We start from the raw sequence: 23,412 nt of genomic DNA on the forward strand, positions 1-23,412 counted from the left end.
AGGAGAATATAATGAGGATGTATTCATTTTCATAAATACATTAGGCTCCAGAATTAGTGAATTGAGAAAGAAAGTAAGCGATCCAGGGGGAAGAAGATTTCATTTCCTCGACCCCGCAGGAAATGAATTGGCAGTCTGGTCAAATGTATGAGTATTGAACCTAAATGTTATATTTATGGTTTATATGCTCTAATGAAATTTACAACAAACTCTCCGTTCCGCTTTCTCATATTCATTGCTTTAACACTTTATGTACAGGCTAGCCATGCCCAGGTAAAATTAAACGGCTCTTATGTTGCTACGAAGGTCAATTACTTAAGTGGAGATGAGCTTCCCGAGGATAATATTCTTAAGTATACCTACCTCAAATATACTTTCAGTAATCAAGATCAAATTGGCATTTCAGGCGTCTATTACGAAAAGGGAACCCCTTACCTATTTGCAATTAGTGGAAACCACTTAATTATTAAAAGTGAAGTAGGATCAGTTATGAATACACTGAAGATTATGGAGAATAATGCAGACAAACTGGTGCTCATTAGTAGCTCTGCAAGTGGATCATTAGAGGATCCATGGGCAATCAAATACACGCTTTATAAGGAACAATTCATCCAAAACAACACGCTACTCAGTCCAAATGACATTTTCAGCATCAAAGGAACAGATACCGTTTATAAATCCGGACAAAAAATCTACGCTCAATTTAAGGGATCGTCTTTTCAATCCTATATGTACGAACTGATCCGTAAAAAAAAGATGGATGTCAAGAGTGGAGAACTCCTATCTACTTTTATCATTGATCCAGATGGCCATCCTGACAGTCTTAGAATTATCCAAGGAATCAATCCAAAATATGACGCCGAATATATCAAAGCCTTTAATTCAGCCAGGAACATGTGGAAGCCAGCTCAGCACAATGGCAAAACTGTTACGGTACTGATGAACCAATCATTAAAATATCTCACTTCTGAACAGACGTTACCATCATATTTCGATTCTCAAAAGGCCAACACTGCCTATAATAATAAAGACTACGAACTTGCATTATATCATTACGACCGAGCACTAGAAGTAAGGCCTGATGAGGTAGAAAATCTATACCATCGAGGAATCTGCAAACAAATATTAGGAAACTTGAAGGGGGCATGTGCAGACTGGACTAAAATACAACTCATGGGTAATAAAACGGCAAATGAACTTTTACTTAAATACTGCAAATAATTGTTTTTGTGAATCCTAAGTAACTGCAGGATCACAATTATTTCATGATAAAAAGGTGAATATTTTATAAAACATTTTGCAGTGCTGAATGTTGACACCAACGAATGACAAAAGTAACGCCAAACGCTACATGACCCGTTCTAAAAGATTTTTATTATGCCAGTTCATAGCAAATCATCTTTTGATTATCTCGCGCATCTAAAAGAAGCCGGGGAAATGGGCAATCTAATATATTCGGCCAATTGGTCTAACACTAGTTTAGGTAATGCCGATACCTGGCCGCAAAATTTACTAACGGCATTGGACATTATTCTAAGATCAAAATTTCCAATGTTTCTATGGTGGGGTCCTCAGCTTATTCAATTTTATAATGACACTTATAAAACAACCCTCGAAAAATTAAACAAACACCCTAAAGCATTAGGGGCGAGAGCCCAGGACTGCTGGCCGGAAGTCTGGCTCGCAATAGAACCCAGTATCGAGATGGCTATGGCCGGTGATAAAATGTTGGAGCAGGAAGACCAATTGATCCCAAAACAACAGGACGGACATCCTGCCAATAGTTTCTGGGTTTTTAATTGCAGCCAACTCTATGATCTCGAGGGAAAGGTTTGTGGACTATTGGTTACCTTTTACGAATCTAATAGCCAAAAAAAATCTGAACATCAGATTTACGATACATTAAGACAACTTGCAGAACGAGAAGCCAGATTTCGATCGCTACTTGCAGATGCACCTGTGGCCATCGCAGTATTTAAAGGAAGAGAGCTAATTATTGAAACGGTAAACGAGAAAATGCTTGAAGTTTGGGGTAAACATGCTACGATTATAGGTAAACCACTTAAGGTAGCCATACCTGAGTTAGAAGGCCAAGGTTTTCTCGAGATCATGGATGAAGTTTACACCAGCGGAACTCCATACTATGGAAATGAAGTGAAAGTTTTTCTGATACACAGTCATAAAACAGAGGAAGTCTACTCAAACCTTGTCTATCAGCCCTTGAAAAATTCAAAAGGTAAAACTGACAGAATAATGCTGGTAGCCAATCTAATAACGGAACAAGTGAAGGCAAAGTTACGAGTCGAAAAAAGTGAAAAGCGATTTCGGGCTTTGATCAATGCACTTCCTCAAATGGCAATGACCAGTACAATCAAGGGAAAAATGACTTATTTTAACAAACGTTGGTATGATTATACAGGTCTTAATCCCACTGAAGCATACGGCAGCAAATGGCTCAAAGTGATTCATCCAGATGACCTACATGAAACACTTCGCAAATATAATTTGATTAGATCAGGTCATGAAGGAGGAGAATTTGAAAACAGATATCGCAGCGCTGAAGGGACCTACCGTTGGCATTTAAACCGAATGCAACCAGTTCAAGAAGATGGGATCGTTGGCCTTTGGATTGTAACGGCCACCGATATTCATGACCTAAAACAACTTCAGCAACAAAAGGACGATTTTGTTAGTATTGCTGGTCATGAACTAAAAACACCAATCACCAGCTTATCTGCTTTTATGCAATTAATTACCAGACTCCAGAAACATCCAGAAACAGATTTCTTGCCCACTCTAATTGAAAAGGCTTCTAGAAGTTTGGATAAAATCAACATTCTTGTCGATGACCTGCTAATTGCAAGTAAGTTAAATCAGGGGGAACTTTATATAAAAAAAAACTGGTTTACCATCTCTGAACTGATAGAAGACTGTTGCAATCACCTCAAAATTGAAGGCATATATAGTATTAAAGCCACAGGAGACCTGAATTTGAAGGTATATGCAGATCCTCATAGAATCGATCAGGTGATCATAAACTTTGTAAATAATGCCAGAAACTATGCCCCAGAGTCTAAAGAGATTATTGTTGATATTCAAAAAATAAAAAACAAAGCAAAGGTTTCTGTAATAGACAAGGGCCCAGGAATACCAAGAGACCAGATCCCCCATTTGTTTAACCGTTATTACAGAGGCGATAAAAGTCGGAGCCAATATTCAGGTTTAGGCCTTGGCTTATATATATCGTCAGAAATTATTAAAAAACATGATGGGGAAATTGGAGCAGAAAGCGAGCTTGGAAATGGTAGTAGTTTTTGGTTTACACTCCCGATTGATTAAAAAGTTCATACCAATAATGTGGGACGAGATCATAATCAAATAACCCTTTTTCTATAAAACCACATTTTTTTAGAACTTTTCGGGATTGCAAATTACCTCTATCAGCCATAGCATAAATTACTGGAAGCTTAAGTTTATTAAAACCATATTCTACTGTTGCTTTTGAAGATTCAGTGGCATAACCTTTTCCCCAAGCCGTTTTTAGAAATCTATATCCTAAGTCATGATAGTTCTTATGCCCATTAGTTAAATCAGTAATTAATTTAAAACCGCCCCATCCAACAAAACTATTGGTTTCTTTTTCAATTATTGCTAAACGGCCCACTCCATAGTCAATGTACTGTTGTCTAATGAATTTTATAGCATTTAGAGCTTGTTGGGCACTTTCAATTGGATTCCCCCCTAAATACTGATGCACTTCAGGGTCAGAATCCAAACTAAAAACACCTCTAATATCAGTTTCTAATAATTCTCTAAAATAAAGCCTCTCAGTTTCAATAATCATCTTATATATATAACCATATTCATCTCTTATTTTCTTAAATCAGATTCTGTATGCATGGCACAAACCCAATTTTTATTTACCTTAACCCAGGTCGATGTACATGCGCATTTTCCTGAAGATTTCCGACCTTCCATGCTATATTCTAATTCTACAAGGTAGGCTAAAACCGCAGTATCTTCAGCTATGATTTCGCTTTCCGCATCAGAAATATCCACTACTTTCAACTGGTTTCCGGCTCCCGAATCAAACATTTTTTTGAAAGAAGGTTCATCCACACTTCTTATCCCATCCTTACCAGCCACGATGCAGGGGAAACGGGTAAGACTTCTTACAGTATCAAAATCACGGGTTTCCATTGCTTTCCAATACTTTTTTTCAAGTTCAAGAATTTTATTTTCCATAATATAGGGTTTTGACTAGATATAACAAAAGCAAGTGGTATTGGTTTTTAATGACAGGTTAATTCTATCTTTATTTGTATAACCCTAATCTTAATTTATTTTTGCATCCCCTAATTGTTGTTTTTACCCGCTTAAAGATTGACTTAATATATAGAATCTTAATTAAATCACCTTTCGCTCAAAACAAACTGGGACAAAAATGCGCTCGAATATCGTTATTCACTTGGATCCGATTAAATCTGAAATCCTTTCTGATTTAACAGCTAAGTCTGACAAACCGCTTTTAAATACCAACTTAAAAAAATATCATTTGAATGAGGGAACTTTGGTTGTTCGATCCAACTCCTTCTACTTCGCAAATGTAGAAATGTTTGAAGGTTCACTCTCTAAAAAAGTTTTGATCGATATCTCAGTAACCTCCCCCTCGTTCTATATGCTCGTAAATATTAATAAGTCAACCTGTTATTTAACTTACCATCCTCCAGGAAAATATCGGAAAATTGCTCATGAAGGTATGAATACAATAATATTAATCAATTTTAAGCCAGACTGGTTCATGTATCGATGCAGAAAAATGCCGGAGTTTGAAATTATACTTTCATCTTATTATAATCGAACAAATAAGAAAATCAACCTAACACAGGTTAGCATACCCCGCCGTTTAATTAAATTGCTAAATAGTTCAATATTCAATGGTGTTGACGACGATGGTTACTATCTTATTGATGAATGTATTGATAAATACTACAGCAATATTAAGAGAAAAGTATTAACGACCATTTATCAACAGGATTCTGCCTCCAGGATCAAAGCGTACATTTTAGCAAATTTTACAACTTCTAAAGTTGATAGCGCAAGTAAACTAGCTCAAAATTTGATGCTCTCCATCAGAACAATGGATCGTTTATCTAAAATGGCCTTTGGTTTACCTGTTCATGAACAAGTTATAAAACTTCGAATTGAATACGCTGTAGAATTACTGCTAACAACTGATAAACCAATTAAAGACATTGCTATTTTATGTGGATACAAAGAGCCTCATTATTTTAGTAGGGCTTTTAAAAGCTATGTCGGTGAAATCCCAAAAAAGCTCAGAAGTACCCATCCCTCAAAAGACTATTTATCAGGAAAAAACTCGCATTATAAGCCGTAAACGATTATTTTATTCCCAACAATCTTAAAGTTTACTTTAACTGCTAAAGACAAGCCCTTAAGGACCGTAGATAATGACTGGTTCTTAAATATTTCCCCACCCAATAAAATATGCTTACTGCGTTCGGTTTTATAAACGACTTTAATATTATGCCATCCAGAAATTACATCCATAATCTTTTCCAAAGATGTGTTTCTGAATACAAACTCATCATCTTTCCAGGCAACTATTTCTTCAGCGACAACAGTCTCAATATAGAATTTTGAATCTATCAAATTTGCTTGTTGATTTGGTTTGAGCATGATCGGCTGCCCAGCTGAAACACTTTCAAATGGGTCTGCAACTACTTGATCTACAGATAACCATAATTTATTCACCAAAGAACTAAGCCTCAATTCCCCTTCCAATAAAGTAGTTTTCACGTGATTAGCATTTGAGTATGCACTTACATTAAACTTTGTTCCAAATGTCTCTATTTTCTGATTATTTGTTAAGACTACAAATGGCACGTTCTTCATTTCTGTTGAAGAAGCTATTTTAATTGGGACGTCAAAATATGCTTCTCCGGTCAGTTGAATTATTCGCTTGTCAGATTGATTATAATCTGAAGGAATCTTTAGGCTTGAATTTGCTCTTAACCAGACTTTAGTGCTGTCTGGTAACGCTACCCGGTACATCCTTTTAGCCGGAGACATAATTACCGCAAACGCCTGCTTCTCCAGCAAAATTTCTGAAAAGGGCTTATCAAAAAAGAATTGTTTTGTTTTGTTTCTATTTATAATCGAGCCATCGTTATATTTAAACTGACTGCCATCGAGAATAACTCCTGATTTTTCATCATTAAGAACTACCTTTTCGCCACTAGATAGGGTGATAGAAGCAAATTCATGTTCAGAACTACGCTCATTTTCGACCGGAATAAATTTAGCCGAGCGTTTAAAAAATAACATTCCAAGGGTTATAATTATCGCAATAACCAATGCTGCTTTGAAATACGAACTCTTCAATTTGAGAGATGATTTAGACGTTTCTTTTACTTCTTGCTTAGGCTTCATTTTCCCTTGCCGATAGAGCGCTTGTGAATTCAAACTTGGCAATTCGATTCAAAAATATATAAATTCTTTTAAATTGAAGACCCTACATTTTTCGGTTAAAATTTGAAGATCAACAGATTATGTGTAAAAAGTGACTTTCTGGACTTGAAATGAACATAAAGCCGCTAAGATTTCACCTGTATTCTTTTTATTCATAATAATAGTTGATCTACTCCGCACCAAATGCCATGGCATTACTTATTCTGTGATCCCGGCTTAAATATAAAGAAACTAACCAATGCCAGGAAAACGACCCCAATTCCACTGAACAAAGTCAGCAATTGAAAACCACCAGCCAATGCATCATGTGTTACCTCACCACTTGGGTCTAAAGTTATAATCCCAGGGATTTTTTCCAGAAGGCCCGCAAAATTACCTACTGCGATTTTTTCGGCCGCTGAATGGAGCTGAAGGTTATCAAAAGTTCCTGCAAATGCAACCTTTAAATGCATAAACACACCTTTACTTAACAAAAACCCCATCAAAGCGATATTGATTGCCAGGGTGATCAGTCTTGCACTCATGTCTATCCCCGAAGCCATACCTGCACGGTCAGGACTCACAGCGCCTGTAGTGGTATTCGTAACAGTAGTATTAGAGAGCCCCAATCCGATGCCAGACAACAGCATGCCGGGCATCATAGTCCAAGTTCCGAAATGTGCAGCATAAATGCCAAACCACATCAATATAAATCCCAATCCGATGATAAAAAGCCCCAATGGGATAACGATACCAGGACGATATCTCAGCAATAATCGCTCGGCCAGTGGTGGAACCACTAATGTGGGCAGCGTATAAGCCAACAACACCGTACCAGCCAAAAGGCTGCTGTATCCCAAAACGCCCTGAAAATAGATAGGAAGGTAGATCATGAAAGGCCAAAAACAAAAGTTCATGCCTATAGAGCCGATGATAGCACCGGAAAAGTCCCGTATCCTGAATACAGTAAAATCAAACATGGGTTGGACGCTTGTCTTTTCTGCATATAAAAAGATTAGAAAACTCCCTGTAGATACTCCCAGAATCAGCAGGGAGTATACGCTTGTAAACCCCATTGCGGGTCCTTGGGTAATGTAATAGATTAGCCCGAAAACAGCTATGGAAAGGCTAACCATACCTAAGGTATCCAGCCGCTGTATTTGAGCTGACCTTGATTCCCGCACTCCCGCCCATGCAAGTCCTAACGTAAGCAAGCTGAGCGGAACATGTACCAGGAAAACCCATTTCCAGCTTAAAAATGTAAGGATCAGACCGCCAATTAGCGGCCCAAACCCCAATCCTATTCCAAAAACAATACCCCAGGCAGCAAATGCCCGGCTGCGTTCGCGCCCGTCCTGGAACTGATGAGAAAGAATAGCAACCTGGCAGATCAGCATAATCCCCCCGCCAAGCCCCTGCAAAAAGCGTCCGGCGATGAGTAGTGTCATTGATGTAGCCAGCCCACAAAGCAAGGAGGTTATACCAAAAAGCACAAGCCCGGCCATGAAAACAAGTTTGCGGCCATAGCGATCGGCAAGCGTGCCAGAAGCCATCAGTACTGTAGTGCAGGCAATGGTATAGGCATTCATAATCCATTGTACATCACTGAAATTGCCCCTTAATAATTTTTCGAGTGTAGGCAGCAATACCGGGACACTTGAAATTTCCAATCCAAACATCAGTGAGGAAAGGCAAACGGCGGCCAGGGTTAGTGTATTCTTTTTATCTTTAAACATAGTTTTTATTCTTGAGGTCATTTTTAACAAAAGTAAACCGATAAATACGCACTCCTTCGGTTCATTTCTATGATAAAAAGGTATGTTTGCATTATGGTCAAACAAAATATGCACCAGCAGGTGGAGCTGGAATATCTCAAAACCGATCACTGCCCCTTGGGCGACAAACAGTATAGTTTCTTTGAAATGGTATACCTGATTTCTGGTAAAGGCACAGTCTGCATCAACGGCAACCGTATGGCTTATCGTGACGGGAATCTGTTACTGATCACGCCCAACGACCGACATACTTTCGAGATAAGCGAAGTAACAGAGTTCCTATTGATCCGGTTTAGCGACAGTTACATTCGCAGCTACCCATGGAAAAGCATTCACCACCTGGAATGTCTGCTCTTCTATGCCACCCACCTGTCGGGTTGTGTAATGCGTTGCAAAGACGACAGCCGCCTCGTTGAAATGATTGTCGAATCGTTGCTGTTTGGAATGAAGCTTGGGGGTGTTTACCAGCAGGATCTGGACATGAACCTGGTGAACGCGCTGATTGTGATTGCGGCAAGGAACATTTCAAAGATAAGACCTGAAAATGTCCGTACCAACACAGACAAGCGCATCCTCCAGATCATCAACCACATTGAGCGCCATATTTTTAGGCCAGATCAGCTGACTGCGGCCGCAATAAGTCAGGCTTTTGGGATTTCCCAGGCTTACCTGGGTGTCTATTTCAAAAAAGCTTGCGGAGAAACCGTCCAGCAGTTCATTACCAGCTACAGGATCCGGCTGATCGAATGGCGGTTAAAGTACAGCGACCTGCGGATCAATGAACTGGCTGATGAATTCGGCTTTGCCGATGGCAGTCACCTAAACAAGTTCTTTAAGAAGCAGAAGGGCATGAGTTTAACGGGATACCGCCAGGCTATTTTGGCGAATCCGCATTAAAAGCATCTATACCAATTGAAAAACGATTACCTTTTAGCACATAGGATGGAATTTCAATCGTTATCTCCTTTTTTTCACCTGGTAGAAGATTGAAGAAATTATCACTATAAAATGCAGGTCTGATACTTTTCCCACTACCATCTGTTAGCCTGAGTTGTGTAAAGAAAGAAAGAGAATTCCCTTCATTTTCAACAAGCACTGTTGCCACTGTTTTCCCCGGAAAAGTTTTCTGACTGGTTTTTAGGCTAAGTTTTGTTTTATTCAATTTATTAATATCCTGAAATCCTGATACAGCTGGCCCCGTTATGGTCCAGGCCCCTTTATATTTATCATTTGACCTCCAGTAAAAAGCATCAGCGATTTGCTTTCCACGAGCATCTTCTAAAACAAGTTTGATAAAATGTATCTGCGAAATATCCTCCGGAAAGCTAATTTTTAAAGCATCCTTAACCAATCCGTCAGCAGGGATGTCTACAATTTTATCAAGCTTCGATACCATCTTACTTTCGAAATTATAAACCATTGCAATAATTTTATATCCTTTAAATGACTGCCTGTAATCATTATATACGGAAACCGTATTTTTGATGTAATCATATTGCGGGTGCAACGGTGCCAACCCATTCTGGGAATAATAAAGTCCGGCAGTCGGCTCCAGGAACCAATCGTAAAACCTACTTGAGGTTTGTGGCAACGGGCTATTGTGATACCAGAACAATAATCCAGAAGCAAAGCGATCGCCATATTGGAATTTATTGTAATTCCAGACCTCCCAGAGTGCCCGGTAGTTCATTGCCCCGACAAATTGCGCTTTCCTCGCAAAATCCTCAATTGACGAAGAACGGCCAAACTGTTCCACTGCTTCCCTATACTTTGTGGTCATTTGATGGAAACCTCCCCCATCCATGTAATTCCATACAGCAGTGCTGATTGGCCAAAGCTCTTTTTGCGGCATCATGTCTTTCAGCGAAGAAAGGACCGGCAAAATCGGGGCTCCATATTCAGGGTTAAACCCATCTACCCGGCTTCCTCTTTTTGAAGCTGTATTTTCAAAGTACTGCATTGGGTTTTCATATTTATACGGGCTTCCATCATGCACCCCGCAGCATTCAGATTGTGGCTGATACCCTTTAGTTGGATCTAGTGCATAGATCAGCTCCCGCGCTCCCTTGATTTCGGTAGATTCATTGGCAGAAACGTAAAAAGCAGATGAAGCATGATTTCGAACCCTTTTTACCGTATTCGTCATGTTTTTAAAATATAGTGCCGTATCTGTCGGAAAACGAGTATCGCCGGTAATCCAGAACTCAGTCCATACCATAATCCCCATCTCATCACAAAGCCGATAAAAATAATCTGATTCGGCAATTCCACCACCCCAAAGTCTCAGGAAATTAATACCAGCCTGTCGGGTATACCGCAATTCGGCATAGGTACGCTGTTCAGAATTCCTTAACATTGCCTCCGGCACCCAGTTAGAGCCCCGAATAAATACAGGGTGCCCGTTTACAAGAAACCTGCGTGACTGATCAGGGGTATTTTGATCCGTGGTGATTTCCCGGATACCAAAGCGGCTGGTCACACTACTGCTCTCCTTGCCCCCAATAGTAAATTTCAGATCAAGTGTATACAATTCCTGTTTTCCCTTATTTAACGGCCACCATAATCTTGGTTTTGAAATTTTTAGCTGGCTGAATTCCTCCGGCGTTAAGGTCATAGTCTTTCTTTCGCCCGCTTTCAGCGATACCTGCTTTTGAAAATCAACCCCAGCCTCTTTAATCGAACAAGACAGCACACCCGAACGAGCGGCAGCAGCGGCGTTATAAAGCTCTACTTTTACAGTTTCCTTGCTTGAAGTCGTATCTGGCAATGGCAACTTAGTCATCACGAAAGGATGCGCTAACAAAACATCACCGGTAGCAAACAACTCTACATCCTTCCATATCCCCGTATTCCGATCCCTGATCCCATCTGGACTGGTAAAGTCCCATCCAACCGACATCAGCATCGTCACATTTCTGCCAATTTCACCATCTCCACCATTAAAATTCTCCCCAATTGCTCCAGTCCTGTTTTTTTTTGAATTATGACTAGATCCTGGAATATCTACTGGTTTCACCTTAACAGCCAATACATTTTTACCCTGCCTGTTTGCAAATTCACTAACGTCAAACTGCTGTGCATTGAACATGCCAGCCATATTCCCAAGTTTCTTTCCATTCATCCAGATTTCACAACGATAATTGATTCCGTGAAACTTTAGCCACAGCCTTTTGCCAGCAAAACTTTTTGGAATAATGAACGCTGTCCTAAACCAGTAATGATAAAATTCGACCCCCTCATCATTCAAATCAGGAATCAATTTGCGCTCTTTTCTGTTGTTATCACCGAAATATGGATCCGGATAAATCTTATTTGCAACCAAGCTACTTAAAACAGTTCCAGGTACAGTTGCAGGCATCCAATCAGCAGCACTATAATTAACTGCCGATATTTTCATTTCATTCTCCCTCACCTCAGTAACTTTCTTCATTTTCCACTGACTGGATCCATCCATAACAGTTCCCGAACGAAGAAAAACAGATAGCGGAGCGGATCTATCACTAAGTGTTACTTTTTGGGCATATCCCAGGGATGAAATGCTAAAAAGAAGGATGATCAGATTTTTTAATTTCATGTTTAAGATTTGATTATATTTTTTCCATTTCATTGTTTAATAAACAGTAGTATTAAAAAGATCAATCTTTCTAACTGTTACCAGGAAATTCCCATTTGTAGAACTGGCAACAAACCCAATAGAAACCTTTGTGGGTGTATTTAGTGTAAAGCTTGCTGTTAGCGTATGATCATTTTTGGTTGGTCGTGTAAAAGCAAGTGCAGAATTGGGTACATCTACTGTATTAGGCAGCCCATCACCCACGTTCACCACAAAATAAAACACTCCGTTATTAGGATTTATTACATCTTTTGCATTTGTGGTGTATTGGTAGCTTCCTGCCGGCAGCGTAATGGTTTGGTAAACCTTCCCATTTGTAACAACAGGGCTGCCAGTGGCTCCTCCAATAACTAAACAAGTGTTTGTTTTATCGTGTCCCCCGTATTTTACCCCAGCAACAGTATGTACCTTCGTAGCATCGTTAACGATCCAATCTACCGGTGTACCCCATCTGTCAGTAGATTGAACAACAGTATATGGTCGCAATGAATTTTTTAGAACACCGCCCAAGTCTTTCAATACCGTAGTGTTGATGATAATTACCAGCGACTTATCAAGAGGATCTAGCTGATACCTGGTGGGATCGCTCAACTTTAGACCAATGGCAATATTTTTACCAAAGTACCTTGCCATATCCCTGGTATTAATTCTTAAATTAAATGTTCCCTTCCCCCCCTCTGCTTGTAAAATCTTTATAGGGTCTGAAGGCAAAGAATAATTCGAACTTTCTAACATTACAGTATTTTCTGGAAGTACACCTGCTAACAGTAGTTTTTGAACTGTATCCTGATTAGACAATACTTTTACAGAAACATCCTGGCCAACAGCCCCCATAAGCCTGGCATTTAAAGGAATGTTAAAGTAAGTGGCATCCTGAGTAATATTGCTCCCAGACGTTGGCGTAATTACCATTCTTTCCCCACCGTTTTCAAACCTGATCAAACGAAGGTCGCTCTGATCTATTAGTTCATTCGTATTGAGCACAAGAATTATAGTCTTTTTAGAAGGGGCTATTTCATTATTTTTTGTGGGATTAGATAATTTAAGCGCAACTGCTACATTTCGGCCATAGTAAATCTCAAGGTCTGGCACATAAAACCGCACATAAATCCTTGAACTGTTCCGACCATAATGTAGCTCGGTGTTTGCTGGGTAGGAGAAAGACTGCGCTGGTAAGGCTACCGTATTCAATAGACCACCATTTGCGATTAATGTATTTACAGTATCTGCATTTGCAGTAATGTTCATCGTAAAATAGGCAGGGGCTGGTCCGTCAAGTGAAATATCTACAGGAACATCCATATAGGCTCCGACTCTCTGTACAATGGATTTACGGACCTCCAGACGGCCATCCTTATAATCAAATCCCGTTGTTACCGCTGGGAACTCTTTATTGGGAAAGATATCATCCTTACATGCACTTAGAATGAAGATCAACACAAACATAATTATATACTTAGTTTTCATATCTTTTATTTTTTGAGATCAAACTACTGATTAAGCCATACTCTTCCATCTAACTTCCAGGTCTCCTTCGGTAGGATAGACATCCAGCTTAAAATCTGTGTTGCTGCATCCCTGGAAGCAGGAACCGTGCTGGCAAGATTAGTCGCAGAAACCGGGCAAATTAAACTGGAATTGAAGACCCATAGCGGATTAATGATGGGATCATTACCTTTTTCGACACTAAAATGTGCCAACGTCCCGCTATTGTCGTGCAACTGATTACCAGCACTTTCTGTACATGGCCAGTAACCTGCTAAGCTTTTGAAATTGGGGTGTGACTTCAGCACATAAGTATCACAGGCAAATCTTGTAAGGATTTCATTAGTCAATGCTTTACGCCAAATCCTCACATCGCTGATAAAGCCATTAAAGGTCTGGCCGGTGTTTATACGTCCAGGAATATAACCCAGTGTTAATAAATTTGGCAAATCAGTACCAACCGGCAGATCTATTGGGCCCCAGCCATCAGGTAACATAGATTCACCGTTAAATACACCATCTGTAAATGTTTTGATATACCTTTTAAGATCTCTATTTTCAACAACAACACCTAGTGTATGCCAATTCCCATCGTTAATATCGCGACCTCTAACAGAAAAATTAGCAGCAGAAGGCTTTCCGAAATTAATAGCCCAGCTCTTCCCATCCAAAGAAATTGTCCATCCTATACTACTATTATCAGTATTAGATGCTCTTTTGGAAAGAATAGCTGGATAGGAATAGTCATAATTAGGCTGAGCAGTTGTACCCCTGTTGATTTTCTTAACTTTTAACTCAATAGTGAACTGGGCGGTATCCCCAAAATTAAAAATCTGATCATTAGCAACAGGATCAGCTACCCGGGCACTTATCGCATCATCCTGAATACCACCAAACTTGAGGAAGGTACCATCATAGCGATTACCGGTATAAGGTTTATCTATATATTTCAGATTGTATTTTGGACTTGAGAAAATCGTAAATGTATTGATTTGAGCGTTACTGAAAACAGTTCCGTCAGCCGGAACGATATCAAATGCCCCGCCCCTGCTAGAGGTGACAACAATCAGCCAGTTTTCAGCATTATAGGTTGGTCTTGCTTTTAAAGCCGCTACCATTTCTCCCACATAGCTATCAAAACTGGTGATGGCGGTTTTATATTCAGGAAATGATAAATCGTAGCCATAAGTTTTTCCAGCGACGTTGACACCACCAAATTCGGCTATTACAATACCCACTTCCTGTTGGCTAAGTTCTGTAACGACAGCAGATTTAACGGCAGCATCAGTAGAAAATGACTGACGGACATCTGCTCCTGTTGCAAGCTTTTCTTTAAAAACATCTGATGCAGAAAAAGAACTGATCCTGGTCTCTGGTCTTGCCGACTTAATCCTGGTAATAATGGTCGGGTACTTGCTTAAATTACTGCCTATCAGGGTCTCATTATATACCCCATGTTTATCTTTCCCAACACCGGTAAGCATATCCGCCCAGGAACTGGCATCATTATAAAGTTCATCACTTAATGACGTCCAGGAATAAGTTGCTTTCTGTGTTAAAGCTTTTATGTTTGGCGCCGGCGCATCTTTAACAGAAAGTCCTCGTGCGCCATCCACAATAACATATAAAACCTTCTGTGCGCCAGCATTTACATTTGGTGCATCTACGTAATCCTTTTCAGGTAAAAGTCTTTTAAATTTATCCTGACAGCTGCCAAGCAGTCCTAGTGTGATGCAAACGGCTAGGAATAATACAATTTTGTTTCTCATGTGATCTTTATTTGTAATTTGATCTGCAATTATTCTTCTGTAAAAGAAATACAAGTGATATTATTAATGGGTTTTCCGTCAAACTTGGAAATACTGCCGAGTAAAATCAATGAGGTTTTATTTTCTGCATTTTTGCCTTCAATAATGTCATATATGCTCCCCGAAAAATCACCGGCGGTATTGTATCCGGGAGCCAACAGCCCGGTTTCAGTCAGTATAATAAAGCCTGAACGTTTAACATTGCTGTATTTTTTAAATCCTCCGCTAATGATAATCATGCCATTTGATATCTGTTTGGCATAAGAAGGATAACCGTTGGCGAAATCCTTAGCTACAAAATTAGCATCAAGAGACCCATCCTGATTGAGCATGGCCAAACCTTTTGCCGGCAAGTTGTTGAAGGTTCCAAAGGTGCCTGTGATGAGGAATTTTTTAGAAATTTCATTATAGGTAATGCTACTGATTGACGCATTGGCCCCTGTTCCTACATTAAAGGTATTATCTAGCGTTCCGTCAGGATTTACCCTTACAATCCTCCCCGAGGGCAGCTCATTAAACCTACTGAATGAACCGACCAGAATGATCTTACCATCTGCCTGCTGAAAGGCTGCGTTAATGGAGCCATTACCTCCTTCATAGCTTCTGCCGGTGGCGGCATTAAAATGAAACGATTTGTCAAGCGTACCGTCCGGATTAAAACGGATCAGTTGTTTCATTGAAATACTGTCTGTAGTGATGCTGTCTTTGTAAACAAAAAACTGCTCCTGAGTAAGCGGATTAGTAATTACAATAGTCCTTCCATTAGTGTAGTTACGTTTTACATAATGACTGAAGTTACCTACTGCAATCAACTGGTTTCCCGAATTAAAAAGCTTAAGTACCGAACCACTTATGCCACCTGAAAAAGCCGGTACTGTAATCTGTTTACCATTGAAGGGAGTACTGTAAGTGTTCACCCGAATGGAATCAGCTGTACCATTAACTGTTGTCCTTGTAATGTTACTAATGAACCTGTTCATCCTGTCGTAACTACTAAAGCGTCCACCTACATAAAAATTTTGTTTATTAGGAGATTGAATTACTGAATTGATCTGATCATCTGCACCAGAACCAAATCTTAAGGAACGGTCAAGTTCCCCGCTGGCCGAGGTCAGCACAATCCGTCTGATCGGTGAAGCCTCATTGGCCTGGCCATTATAATCGCTAAAGCTTCCAGTAAGAATGTATCTTCCATCATCCAGTTTAAGATAAGACCTCACCAAATTATTGGCACCGTTAATCGCTTTATAAAATGGATCGATCATGACTTTACCCAATACCTTAAATTGAGGACCATAAAAAACCTGATCTTCAACCATAATTGAAACGGCCCCGGAGCTTGCCATAGCGGGCACTTTGACAACGATAGCATTATCCTGAATATCAATAATTTCTGCTTCCTCTCCATTAAAAGAAAAAGAAATAGCTCCTTTATACTTTAATAAGCCAGATGCGGTAAACGTAACTGTCGTTCCTGAACTACCGTCGATTGGAACAGGTGGAATAACGGCATTAAAACCGATCCCCAGGGGCTTAGCCCCTCCATTGTAAGGATTTTCAGAAAGCGTCTTATCCTCCTTGCATCCCCAGAAAAACAACAGGCAGAAGGCAACAAACAATAGGTATGTATATTTCATATTCTAAATATTTAATCAGCGTATTTTTATTATTTATGACCAGCTATACTACCTGGATAACAGGACATCCTGGATAAAATTTGTGGCATCAAAACTAAAAGTATGGCTTGCTTTAAGCACATGCACAACTCCGTTATTGGGTTGAATATCCGAAGATGACACCAGTACAGTATTCCAGTTTGCCAGCGGATCAGCAGTATTGGGAATAAATGAGATACATAGATGGCGGTATCCCGCATATTTTACACCCTGTGAGTTCTCACTTCCTGTACCGCTCACATTCCCTGCATTATCGTAAATGGCACCAATATTAAAAACCACATCCCCTAAGGACTTATAATTTTGCCCGGGGTACAAACCCCGAGCGTTCAAATCAATCTGCGGGTAATCGTTTACTTTTTTAAGCCCCTTAAACATATATACCGAAACATATTTCTGCCATATTGCATCAGGGATATCATTAAGGTTTACCACAGTGTCCTTCCCTGTTGCATACAAGACTGTATTGAGTGTTTTGATCAGCCCGCGGAATGAGTTGTCAACAGGCGCAAAAAAAGTGAACTGATCATTGTTAAACTCTTTTTCCATTCCAGCCAACTTGATGACCGTAACCAGGGTATCAAAGTACCGTGGATTAGACTCCAGATACTGAAGAATGGTGCCGTCAAATTTTGCGTTTTCCTTTCCACCGTCCTGATAGTAGGTATCTTTTCCGCATGCAGCAAAAATCAGTATAGTAAATGCCAATAAAGCCAATTGCAGGCGTCCGGAATTCATATATTTTCTCATCTTTTATTCTTTATTTTAATTATAACCAATAGGAATTCAGGGTCATAAACGGATTCCTTGTAAGTGCGGAAGCGTCAATCGGCCAGGTCCAGGCGCCTTCATTAAACTGGGCAAGAGTGAGTGGATTACTCGTCCAGTTACCATCCGTAATTTTTCGGGTTCTTACCAGATCAAAAAAACTGTAACCTTCTCCTATGAACTCTCTCTGTCTTTCTCTAAAAATTGCGTCTTTAAGATTCTCCGCACTGCCAATTTCAAACAAGGTCGCCCCTGCACGATCACGCACCAGGTTAAGCATATCTACCGCCTCCTGATCCATTCCTAGTTCCGCAGCTGCTTCTGCCCTTAATAAAACAGCATCCGCATATCTGAACATCACAATTGCCCAATCCGGAAAACCTGTAGAGGATAAGGATCCCGCAAATTTTTTCATACTGAAGATCCCATCGTTTGCAGTCGGATTCACAAACCATGAAGCCAGACGGTCATCCTCATCCAGATTATATATTTTGTTGATATAAGAAGACCGAAAATAAGCGTTGCTATAAGTACCATTTGCAGCTGTATTACCTTTTTGAGGGTAGGCAACCAATATCTCGCCTGGAAAAGCGTTTTTGTTTGGTGTTCCGAAATCAACACCCTGCTTAAAGGCAAATAACCCTTCTTCTGTACCGCCTTCCATCACCGTTGGCAATCTGGAAAGTGGCACCAGGCTATAAGCATTACTGGTGACAATTTCCTGTCCTAATAACTGCGTTGTTGCGTAATAATTTTGCTTGTTAGCCTGATCGAACCCTGCATTCCACATGTTCATATTCATCAATAAATCTATAGCAGCTCCCTTGTTAGCCCTAAAACCATTAAAGGCCGCATCTTCATACTTCCATGGAAGATCATTCCTGGAGGCTGCTAATTCAGCAATACATTTATTTAATACCGAAACAAAGTTCTCCCTGCCTATAGGGTCAGAATGATAAGCATCTGTATAGTAAGCTACATCTCCGAACAACCTAACCATATAGAAATAGGTAAAACAACGGATAAAAACCGCTTCTGCCTTATACCGCTTTGTATCAATGTCCGACATCCCCGGAATACCTCTATCTACCTTATCATACATGATATTACTTCCCTGGATGACCTGGTAAAACTCAAGCCAACGTGTAATGGAAGCAAAATTGAGATTGGTCCAGGCTCGTCCCGAAACCAATACAGTTTTAAGATCGTTTATACCAAAAGACCGGTATACCACCCTTGATGTTGTATTGTTACTGTTATAATTACCATCAACTGAAGGCAATATTTCACCCGACCGCAATTCCCCTGTTGAGGAGATAAACGGAGCGCTTGAAAACTTGGCCCAGAGCTGGGCATATAAATTATTCGTAAAAGACTCAACATCAGCCTGCGTAGACCAGAATTTATTACCACTAAGCGCAGTGATAGATTCTACATCCAGAAACTTTTTGCAGCCTGATAAACTCGTAAAAATCATTGCTACTGACAGGCATATTATATATTTTTTCATAAGTATAATTTTAAAAGTAAACCTAAAACTCCACGTTCAGTCCCAGACTGTAAGTTCTCGCCATTGGATATCCCCCAGAATTATCATAACCTGTATTGGATACATTTTCTGGATTTGAACCTGAATAGTTAGAGAAAGTAATTACGTTGTTGATCGTTGTAAATACCCTTAAAGATTTAATGGACAGTGATTGCACCAGCTGCCTGTTAAATACATAGCCAAGCGTCATGTTATTAACTTTAAAATAGGAACCGTCTTCCATAAAAAGGGATTGATTAGTTCTAAATGGCGATATCAGTTCAGCCCTGGTGTAGTTCAACGCATCCGGATACTTTGCGCGATCACCTGGTTTTTTCCAATAATTGAGATTGTCTATTGGTAAAACAGCCTGTGTACCAAAAGGGTCGCCAGCCATCCTCAACCGGGAGGCATCTGCGGCATTAATGACATCACGATCGATGGTAAAAGAGCAATTTATGTTAAGAGACCAGTTGCCATATCCAAAACTATTGATGAACCCTCCGGTAAAAGTAGGCTGAGAATTCCCCATGGCAACACGGTCTTTATCCGTAATCACGTAATCCCCATCCAAATCTTGGATGATTGGATCCCCTCCCTGGAAATAAGCATTTGCATTATTCCCATTTCGTATTCGCAAACCGGTTTTTGGATTTATCGGTACATCAGTGTCACTGGCATATACGCCATTATTTTTAAAGAAATAATAAGAGAAAGGATTTTTTCCAACCGAAAACACAGTATTTCCCTGAACGATCTGACTTACCCCGCCAGGTAATTTTGTCAGATAAGTAGTATTCATGGATCCATTAAGCTTTGTAACCCACCTTAATTTGCTTTTAGGTGGCAATACCTGGATGGTGATATCTCCCTCGTACCCAAAATTGGTTAATCCGACCTCGTTACTCAATACCTTATTGTAACCAATAATTGTATTCAACTGTAGTTCACGTGTTTGCTGATCCATTTGACTAGAATACGCGTCAAAAGAAAAACTGATACGTCCCTTAAACAGACCACCTTCTAGACCAAAATTATAGGTACTTCTTGTTGCGGCTCCCAATGCCGGATTTGGAATAAAATCATATTTTAATCCTGTAATTGGCAAGCCATTATAAGTCCCTTTGTTCTCATATGTTCCGTTCACAGCAAAAACATTTCCTGTTGGAGAAATACTTTTACCCCAGCTTGCTTTAAGAGAAGCATACTCTAACCATTTACTTGCTCCATCAAAGATCTTTTCCTTACTGAAATTGTACCTTAAACCAACGGAAGGGTTTTTAGAATAAGGATCTTCCTCTCCACTAAAGGAACTTGCATCAAATCGGTATGAACCGTTGAATACATATTTTCTCTTATAATTATAAACAATAGAACCAGCAAAAGACACCAGTCTGGATTTGGTAAGCTGAAGCATACCGCCCCCTCTCGACGAGCCTGTAACAAAATCTCCGCTATAACCAATCGGCCCAATGTATGAATTCACCGGCAGTCTGGTCTGCTCAGCAGCGTAAGACTGGAAGCTTTTAATATAAACCTCATTGAAGGCGGATATTGAAAGTTCGTGACTCTTTTTAAAAGAGGTATTGTAGGAAATATTATTTCGATTGTATACCGTATATTTTGAGTCATGATAAGCATAAGCTTTCGCATATTCTCCGTTTGCAGCCGCAGGTGTAAAACTGTCTTCCGTTCCCGTTGTTGTATCATAACTTCCGGTAGTGCTCAAATTTATTTTTTTGGTAGGTTGGTAATTCACCTGAAAACTTGTCCTTAGGTTCTTGGAGCTGTTGTCATTTTGCACCTGTAAGGCACCTATGACATCTGACGAAGCACTGTATAATGATGGCGGCGGCAATAAGGAAGATGCCGAAGTGTTTCTGGCAATGCCATTCTGAAGTAGTCCAACCCCACTGCCCTTATTTTTTATACCAATGCCCCCGAAGATATTGGCATATACAGAAAACTTAGCACTTGGTTTATAAGTAAAGCTGGAATTCAGTGTGTACCTGTTGAAACCTGTATTGGCAAGGATCCCTTTTTCATTATATAAACCTAAATTCGTTTTATAGATAAACTCTTTAACTCCACCCTCAATAGCAAGATTATGCTGTTGATTAAACTGCGGCCCATAGAATACTTTCTGCCAATCGGTGGAGTTGTTATAATAGGTACTCAAACTATCCGATAAGTAATAGGAATCTGATAGTCTGTTAATTATATCATTCACCGTACCATACTTTAGTATCTGCCCGATTTTAAACTCCCGCTCAGCGGCCCCACCTAAGGTTGACCTGAGTTTCGGCGGGGTACTTATGAAGAAATTTGAAGAATAGCGCAATCTGGGTATGGAAGAATTTCCCTGCCGTGTGGTGATCAATATCACACCATATGCTCCTCTGGAGCCATACAGTGAAGTTGCCTGCGCATCTTTAAGAACCTCAATACTGGCGACATCTTCAGGAGCAATCATCGAAAGTGGGCTAATACCCGGCCCTAATGAATTGAATCCGTTATCCGCAGCTTCGCTCTCTGCATCTATTGGTATCCCGTCAATTACATACAAAGGCGAAGTTGGATTTAAAAAAGAATCTTCTCCATTCCCCACTACATCAATATTGGATACACCTCTGATCAATACTGTTCCCCGGTACCCCGGAGCACCTGTATTTACCTGAACATTTAATCCTGCAATTTGTCCCTGTAACAAAGACTCAATATTTGCAACCGGCACGTCCTGAATGTTCTTACCATCAAGTTTTTTAGACGACCCGGCATCGGTTTCCCTGCTGGTTGATACATATCCCCTAATAATGGTTTCCTGCAGCGCTGACGTTTTCTCGGTCATCTGTATGTTTAGTTCATCAGATCCAGGCTTAACCTTGCCTGTAACCTCCTCATAACCAACAATCCGAAATTTGATCTCAGAACCTTCCGGCACGGAAATGGAATAGGTACCCTGGTTGCTTGATTGTCCAACGGCTTTATTGTTCACAATAATACTTACCCCTGGAATTACCGCACCGGTAGACCGCTCTGTAACCAAGCCTCTTATTCTGACTGGTTTGTTTTGTGCGTAAATACCTGAATGCACCATTACTAACATCAACAGCAATTTCAATATTCTATTTTTCATATTTACTGGATTCCTCAGTGTGTTTACAACCTTATTCATTTTCAAACTTTGGCGTATCATTGTGAAAGAAAAAGATAATTTCCCAGTCCCCTTTTTCAAAAATATTAAAGGCCAGACTCATCGTGCCTATTTCCCTGCTGCCGGAGAAACCAATTCGGCTATAACTAAAAACTACATTTGCCTGGGCACCATCGATAGTTGTATAAACTGTAGGAGCTTTTATCAAAGGAACCGGATAAGCAATATCATACTTCACATATTGAGGGGTCATTTCCATATTAAATCCATGAACCAGCTGATCCCACTTCGTATTGTTAAACTTTGCCGGATTTATCGGCAGTGAATCTTTATCCATAAATTTGAAAGTTAGCGAATGACCTTCACCGGCTTTCTTTTTGAAATAAACCCAACAGTCCTGCGTAAGCGTTTTTTTCTGATCATCCCTGATTTCACGTTCCAGATTTCTTTGTAAAGTTGAGGCTCTCATACCTGCAAGAATCGCCGGAATCAGGCGCTTTACGGCACCATTGGGTTCCAGCTTACTTAAGCCTGTTACTTCATCTATATGAAAGCTAGGTTCATAAGGGCGTTCTCTTCTGGGAATGATATTTATTTTTCGGATGAGTCTGCTGCCCCCATTATTGCTAACCCTCACATCAAAAACATAGGCACTGTCAGATACTGGTTTGAGGAAGTTATTATTTCTGGCCCCTGCCCATAAAATGAATTCCCCCGATGTAGCCACTTCAAATAAAGGGCGCTCTTCCACACTCCGTTTTGCTTCAATTTCAGCTATGCTTTTTTCTAATCCGGTATATCTGCCATTCCATACCAGAGCTGAAGACGTTTGAGAAAAAGCAGTTGTTGCTGTCCCAGCATTATTTCGGGGATTAACAATTTCAAACTTTAAAGGGAAAGTAGAATCATCAGAACTAAAGCTTCCAAAGACAGTAGTGCGGCCTAATACCGGGCGGTAGGTATCTACGGTATAATTGATGCTTTCACTTAAATAATCAGAACCCGCCGGAACGTTGTATATTTTTTTGCAGGCTGTTAAAGCAGTACTTGAAAGCAGGATGCCAAGCATCATCTGTTTGAACAATGAACTACCTCTAAACCGCACTGATGTACAATTAATTTTCGAGATCATAT

The 23,412-nt window shown here is 40.0% G+C and carries 16 protein-coding genes; 4 read left to right on the top strand and 12 right to left on the bottom strand.

Features of this window, described 5'->3' with window-relative positions:
- Positions 1-192 precede the first annotated feature (192 nt).
- Positions 193-1,221, top strand: a complete 1,029-nt coding sequence (locus tag EZ444_RS02050) for a hypothetical protein (RefSeq protein ID WP_131606729.1) — start codon at positions 193-195, stop codon at positions 1,219-1,221.
- Between the two features lie 156 nt (positions 1,222-1,377).
- A complete protein-coding gene (locus tag EZ444_RS02055; RefSeq protein ID WP_131606731.1) occupies positions 1,378-3,339 on the top strand; it encodes a PAS domain-containing sensor histidine kinase in 1,962 nt (653 codons plus the stop codon).
- On the opposite strand, the gene EZ444_RS02060 is transcribed toward EZ444_RS02055, so the two are convergent.
- Positions 3,320-3,844 (bottom strand): GNAT family N-acetyltransferase, encoded by a 525-nt coding sequence (locus EZ444_RS02060; RefSeq protein ID WP_131606733.1) that lies wholly within the window; start codon positions 3,842-3,844, stop codon positions 3,320-3,322. The genes EZ444_RS02055 and EZ444_RS02060 overlap by 20 nt on opposite strands.
- A 26-nt stretch (positions 3,845-3,870) precedes the next feature.
- Complete coding sequence (locus EZ444_RS02065; RefSeq protein ID WP_131606735.1) at positions 3,871-4,245, bottom strand: nuclear transport factor 2 family protein; 375 nt, start codon at positions 4,243-4,245, stop codon at positions 3,871-3,873.
- A gap of 223 nt (positions 4,246-4,468) precedes the next feature.
- On the opposite strand from EZ444_RS02065, the gene EZ444_RS02070 reads away from it, so the two are divergent.
- The gene (locus EZ444_RS02070; protein ID WP_165503496.1) at positions 4,469-5,398 is read left to right on the top strand and encodes a helix-turn-helix domain-containing protein; all 930 of its coding nucleotides are present in this window, start codon (positions 4,469-4,471) and stop codon (positions 5,396-5,398) included.
- On the opposite strand, the gene EZ444_RS02075 is transcribed toward EZ444_RS02070, so the two are convergent.
- Positions 5,386-6,486, bottom strand: coding sequence for a FecR family protein (locus EZ444_RS02075; protein ID WP_131606738.1), 1,101 nt, complete (start codon positions 6,484-6,486; stop codon positions 5,386-5,388). The two genes, EZ444_RS02070 and EZ444_RS02075, sit on opposite strands and share 13 nt — an antisense overlap.
- Before the next feature lie 200 nt (positions 6,487-6,686).
- On the bottom strand, positions 6,687-8,228 hold the full coding sequence (locus EZ444_RS02080; protein ID WP_225874602.1) for an MFS transporter: 1,542 nt from the start codon (positions 8,226-8,228) through the stop codon (positions 6,687-6,689).
- Positions 8,229-8,300: 72 nt separating this feature from the next.
- Here EZ444_RS02080 and EZ444_RS02085 point away from each other — a divergent pair, with 72 nt between their 5' ends.
- Positions 8,301-9,143 (top strand): AraC family transcriptional regulator, encoded by an 843-nt coding sequence (locus EZ444_RS02085; protein ID WP_131606740.1) that lies wholly within the window; start codon positions 8,301-8,303, stop codon positions 9,141-9,143.
- Here EZ444_RS02085 and EZ444_RS02090 read toward each other — a convergent pair.
- Genes EZ444_RS02090 through EZ444_RS02125 form a run of 8 tightly spaced genes read right to left on the bottom strand, consistent with a single transcriptional unit; the run spans position 9,121 to position 23,410 of the window.
- On the bottom strand, positions 9,121-11,820 hold the full coding sequence (locus EZ444_RS02090) for a glycoside hydrolase family 2 protein (protein ID WP_131606742.1): 2,700 nt from the start codon (positions 11,818-11,820) through the stop codon (positions 9,121-9,123). The genes EZ444_RS02085 and EZ444_RS02090 overlap by 23 nt on opposite strands.
- Positions 11,821-11,856: 36 nt before the next feature.
- Positions 11,857-13,326, bottom strand: a complete 1,470-nt coding sequence (locus tag EZ444_RS02095) for a DUF5013 domain-containing protein (RefSeq protein WP_131606744.1) — start codon at positions 13,324-13,326, stop codon at positions 11,857-11,859.
- Between the two features lie 23 nt (positions 13,327-13,349).
- Positions 13,350-15,113 (bottom strand): LamG-like jellyroll fold domain-containing protein, encoded by a 1,764-nt coding sequence (locus EZ444_RS02100; protein ID WP_131606746.1) that lies wholly within the window; start codon positions 15,111-15,113, stop codon positions 13,350-13,352.
- Positions 15,114-15,142: 29 nt separating this feature from the next.
- Positions 15,143-16,789: a DUF5008 domain-containing protein gene (locus EZ444_RS02105; protein ID WP_131606747.1), complete on the bottom strand. Its 1,647-nt coding sequence runs from the start codon at positions 16,787-16,789 to the stop codon at positions 15,143-15,145.
- A 48-nt stretch (positions 16,790-16,837) separates the two neighbouring features.
- On the bottom strand, positions 16,838-17,578 hold the full coding sequence (locus EZ444_RS02110; protein WP_131606749.1) for a fasciclin domain-containing protein: 741 nt from the start codon (positions 17,576-17,578) through the stop codon (positions 16,838-16,840).
- Positions 17,579-17,597: 19 nt separating this feature from the next.
- Positions 17,598-19,106 carry a RagB/SusD family nutrient uptake outer membrane protein gene (locus EZ444_RS02115; protein ID WP_131606751.1) on the bottom strand — a complete coding sequence of 503 codons (1,509 nt, stop codon included), beginning with the start codon at positions 19,104-19,106 and terminating at the stop codon, positions 17,598-17,600.
- A gap of 22 nt (positions 19,107-19,128) precedes the next feature.
- Complete coding sequence (locus EZ444_RS02120; RefSeq protein ID WP_165503497.1) at positions 19,129-22,260, bottom strand: SusC/RagA family TonB-linked outer membrane protein; 3,132 nt, start codon at positions 22,258-22,260, stop codon at positions 19,129-19,131.
- Positions 22,261-22,291: 31 nt separating this feature from the next.
- Positions 22,292-23,410, bottom strand: a complete 1,119-nt coding sequence (locus EZ444_RS02125; protein WP_131606755.1) for a DUF5007 domain-containing protein — start codon at positions 23,408-23,410, stop codon at positions 22,292-22,294.
- Positions 23,411-23,412: the final 2 nt, after the last annotated feature.

The sequence above is a fragment of the Pedobacter hiemivivus genome, from assembly GCF_004331685.1.
Lineage (GTDB): Bacteria > Bacteroidota > Bacteroidia > Sphingobacteriales > Sphingobacteriaceae > Pedobacter > Pedobacter hiemivivus.

Coding starts and splice junctions, on each gene's coding strand:
- EZ444_RS02060 (WP_131606733.1), bottom strand. CDS start 3,844: ATGATTATTGAAACTGAGAGGCTTTATTTTAGAGAATTATTAGAAACT.
- EZ444_RS02100 (WP_131606746.1), bottom strand. CDS start 15,113: ATGAGAAACAAAATTGTATTATTCCTAGCCGTTTGCATCACACTAGGA.
- EZ444_RS02055 (WP_131606731.1), top strand. CDS start 1,378: ATGCCAGTTCATAGCAAATCATCTTTTGATTATCTCGCGCATCTAAAA.
- EZ444_RS02125 (WP_131606755.1), bottom strand. CDS start 23,410: ATGATCTCGAAAATTAATTGTACATCAGTGCGGTTTAGAGGTAGTTCA.
- EZ444_RS02050 (WP_131606729.1), top strand. CDS start 193: ATGAAATTTACAACAAACTCTCCGTTCCGCTTTCTCATATTCATTGCT.
- EZ444_RS02085 (WP_131606740.1), top strand. CDS start 8,301: ATGGTCAAACAAAATATGCACCAGCAGGTGGAGCTGGAATATCTCAAA.
- EZ444_RS02110 (WP_131606749.1), bottom strand. CDS start 17,578: ATGAGAAAATATATGAATTCCGGACGCCTGCAATTGGCTTTATTGGCA.
- EZ444_RS02120 (WP_165503497.1), bottom strand. CDS start 22,260: ATGAAAAATAGAATATTGAAATTGCTGTTGATGTTAGTAATGGTGCAT.
- EZ444_RS02095 (WP_131606744.1), bottom strand. CDS start 13,326: ATGAAAACTAAGTATATAATTATGTTTGTGTTGATCTTCATTCTAAGT.
- EZ444_RS02115 (WP_131606751.1), bottom strand. CDS start 19,106: ATGAAAAAATATATAATATGCCTGTCAGTAGCAATGATTTTTACGAGT.
- EZ444_RS02065 (WP_131606735.1), bottom strand. CDS start 4,245: ATGGAAAATAAAATTCTTGAACTTGAAAAAAAGTATTGGAAAGCAATG.
- EZ444_RS02105 (WP_131606747.1), bottom strand. CDS start 16,789: ATGAAATATACATACCTATTGTTTGTTGCCTTCTGCCTGTTGTTTTTC.
- EZ444_RS02080 (WP_225874602.1), bottom strand. CDS start 8,228: ATGACCTCAAGAATAAAAACTATGTTTAAAGATAAAAAGAATACACTA.
- EZ444_RS02090 (WP_131606742.1), bottom strand. CDS start 11,820: ATGAAATTAAAAAATCTGATCATCCTTCTTTTTAGCATTTCATCCCTG.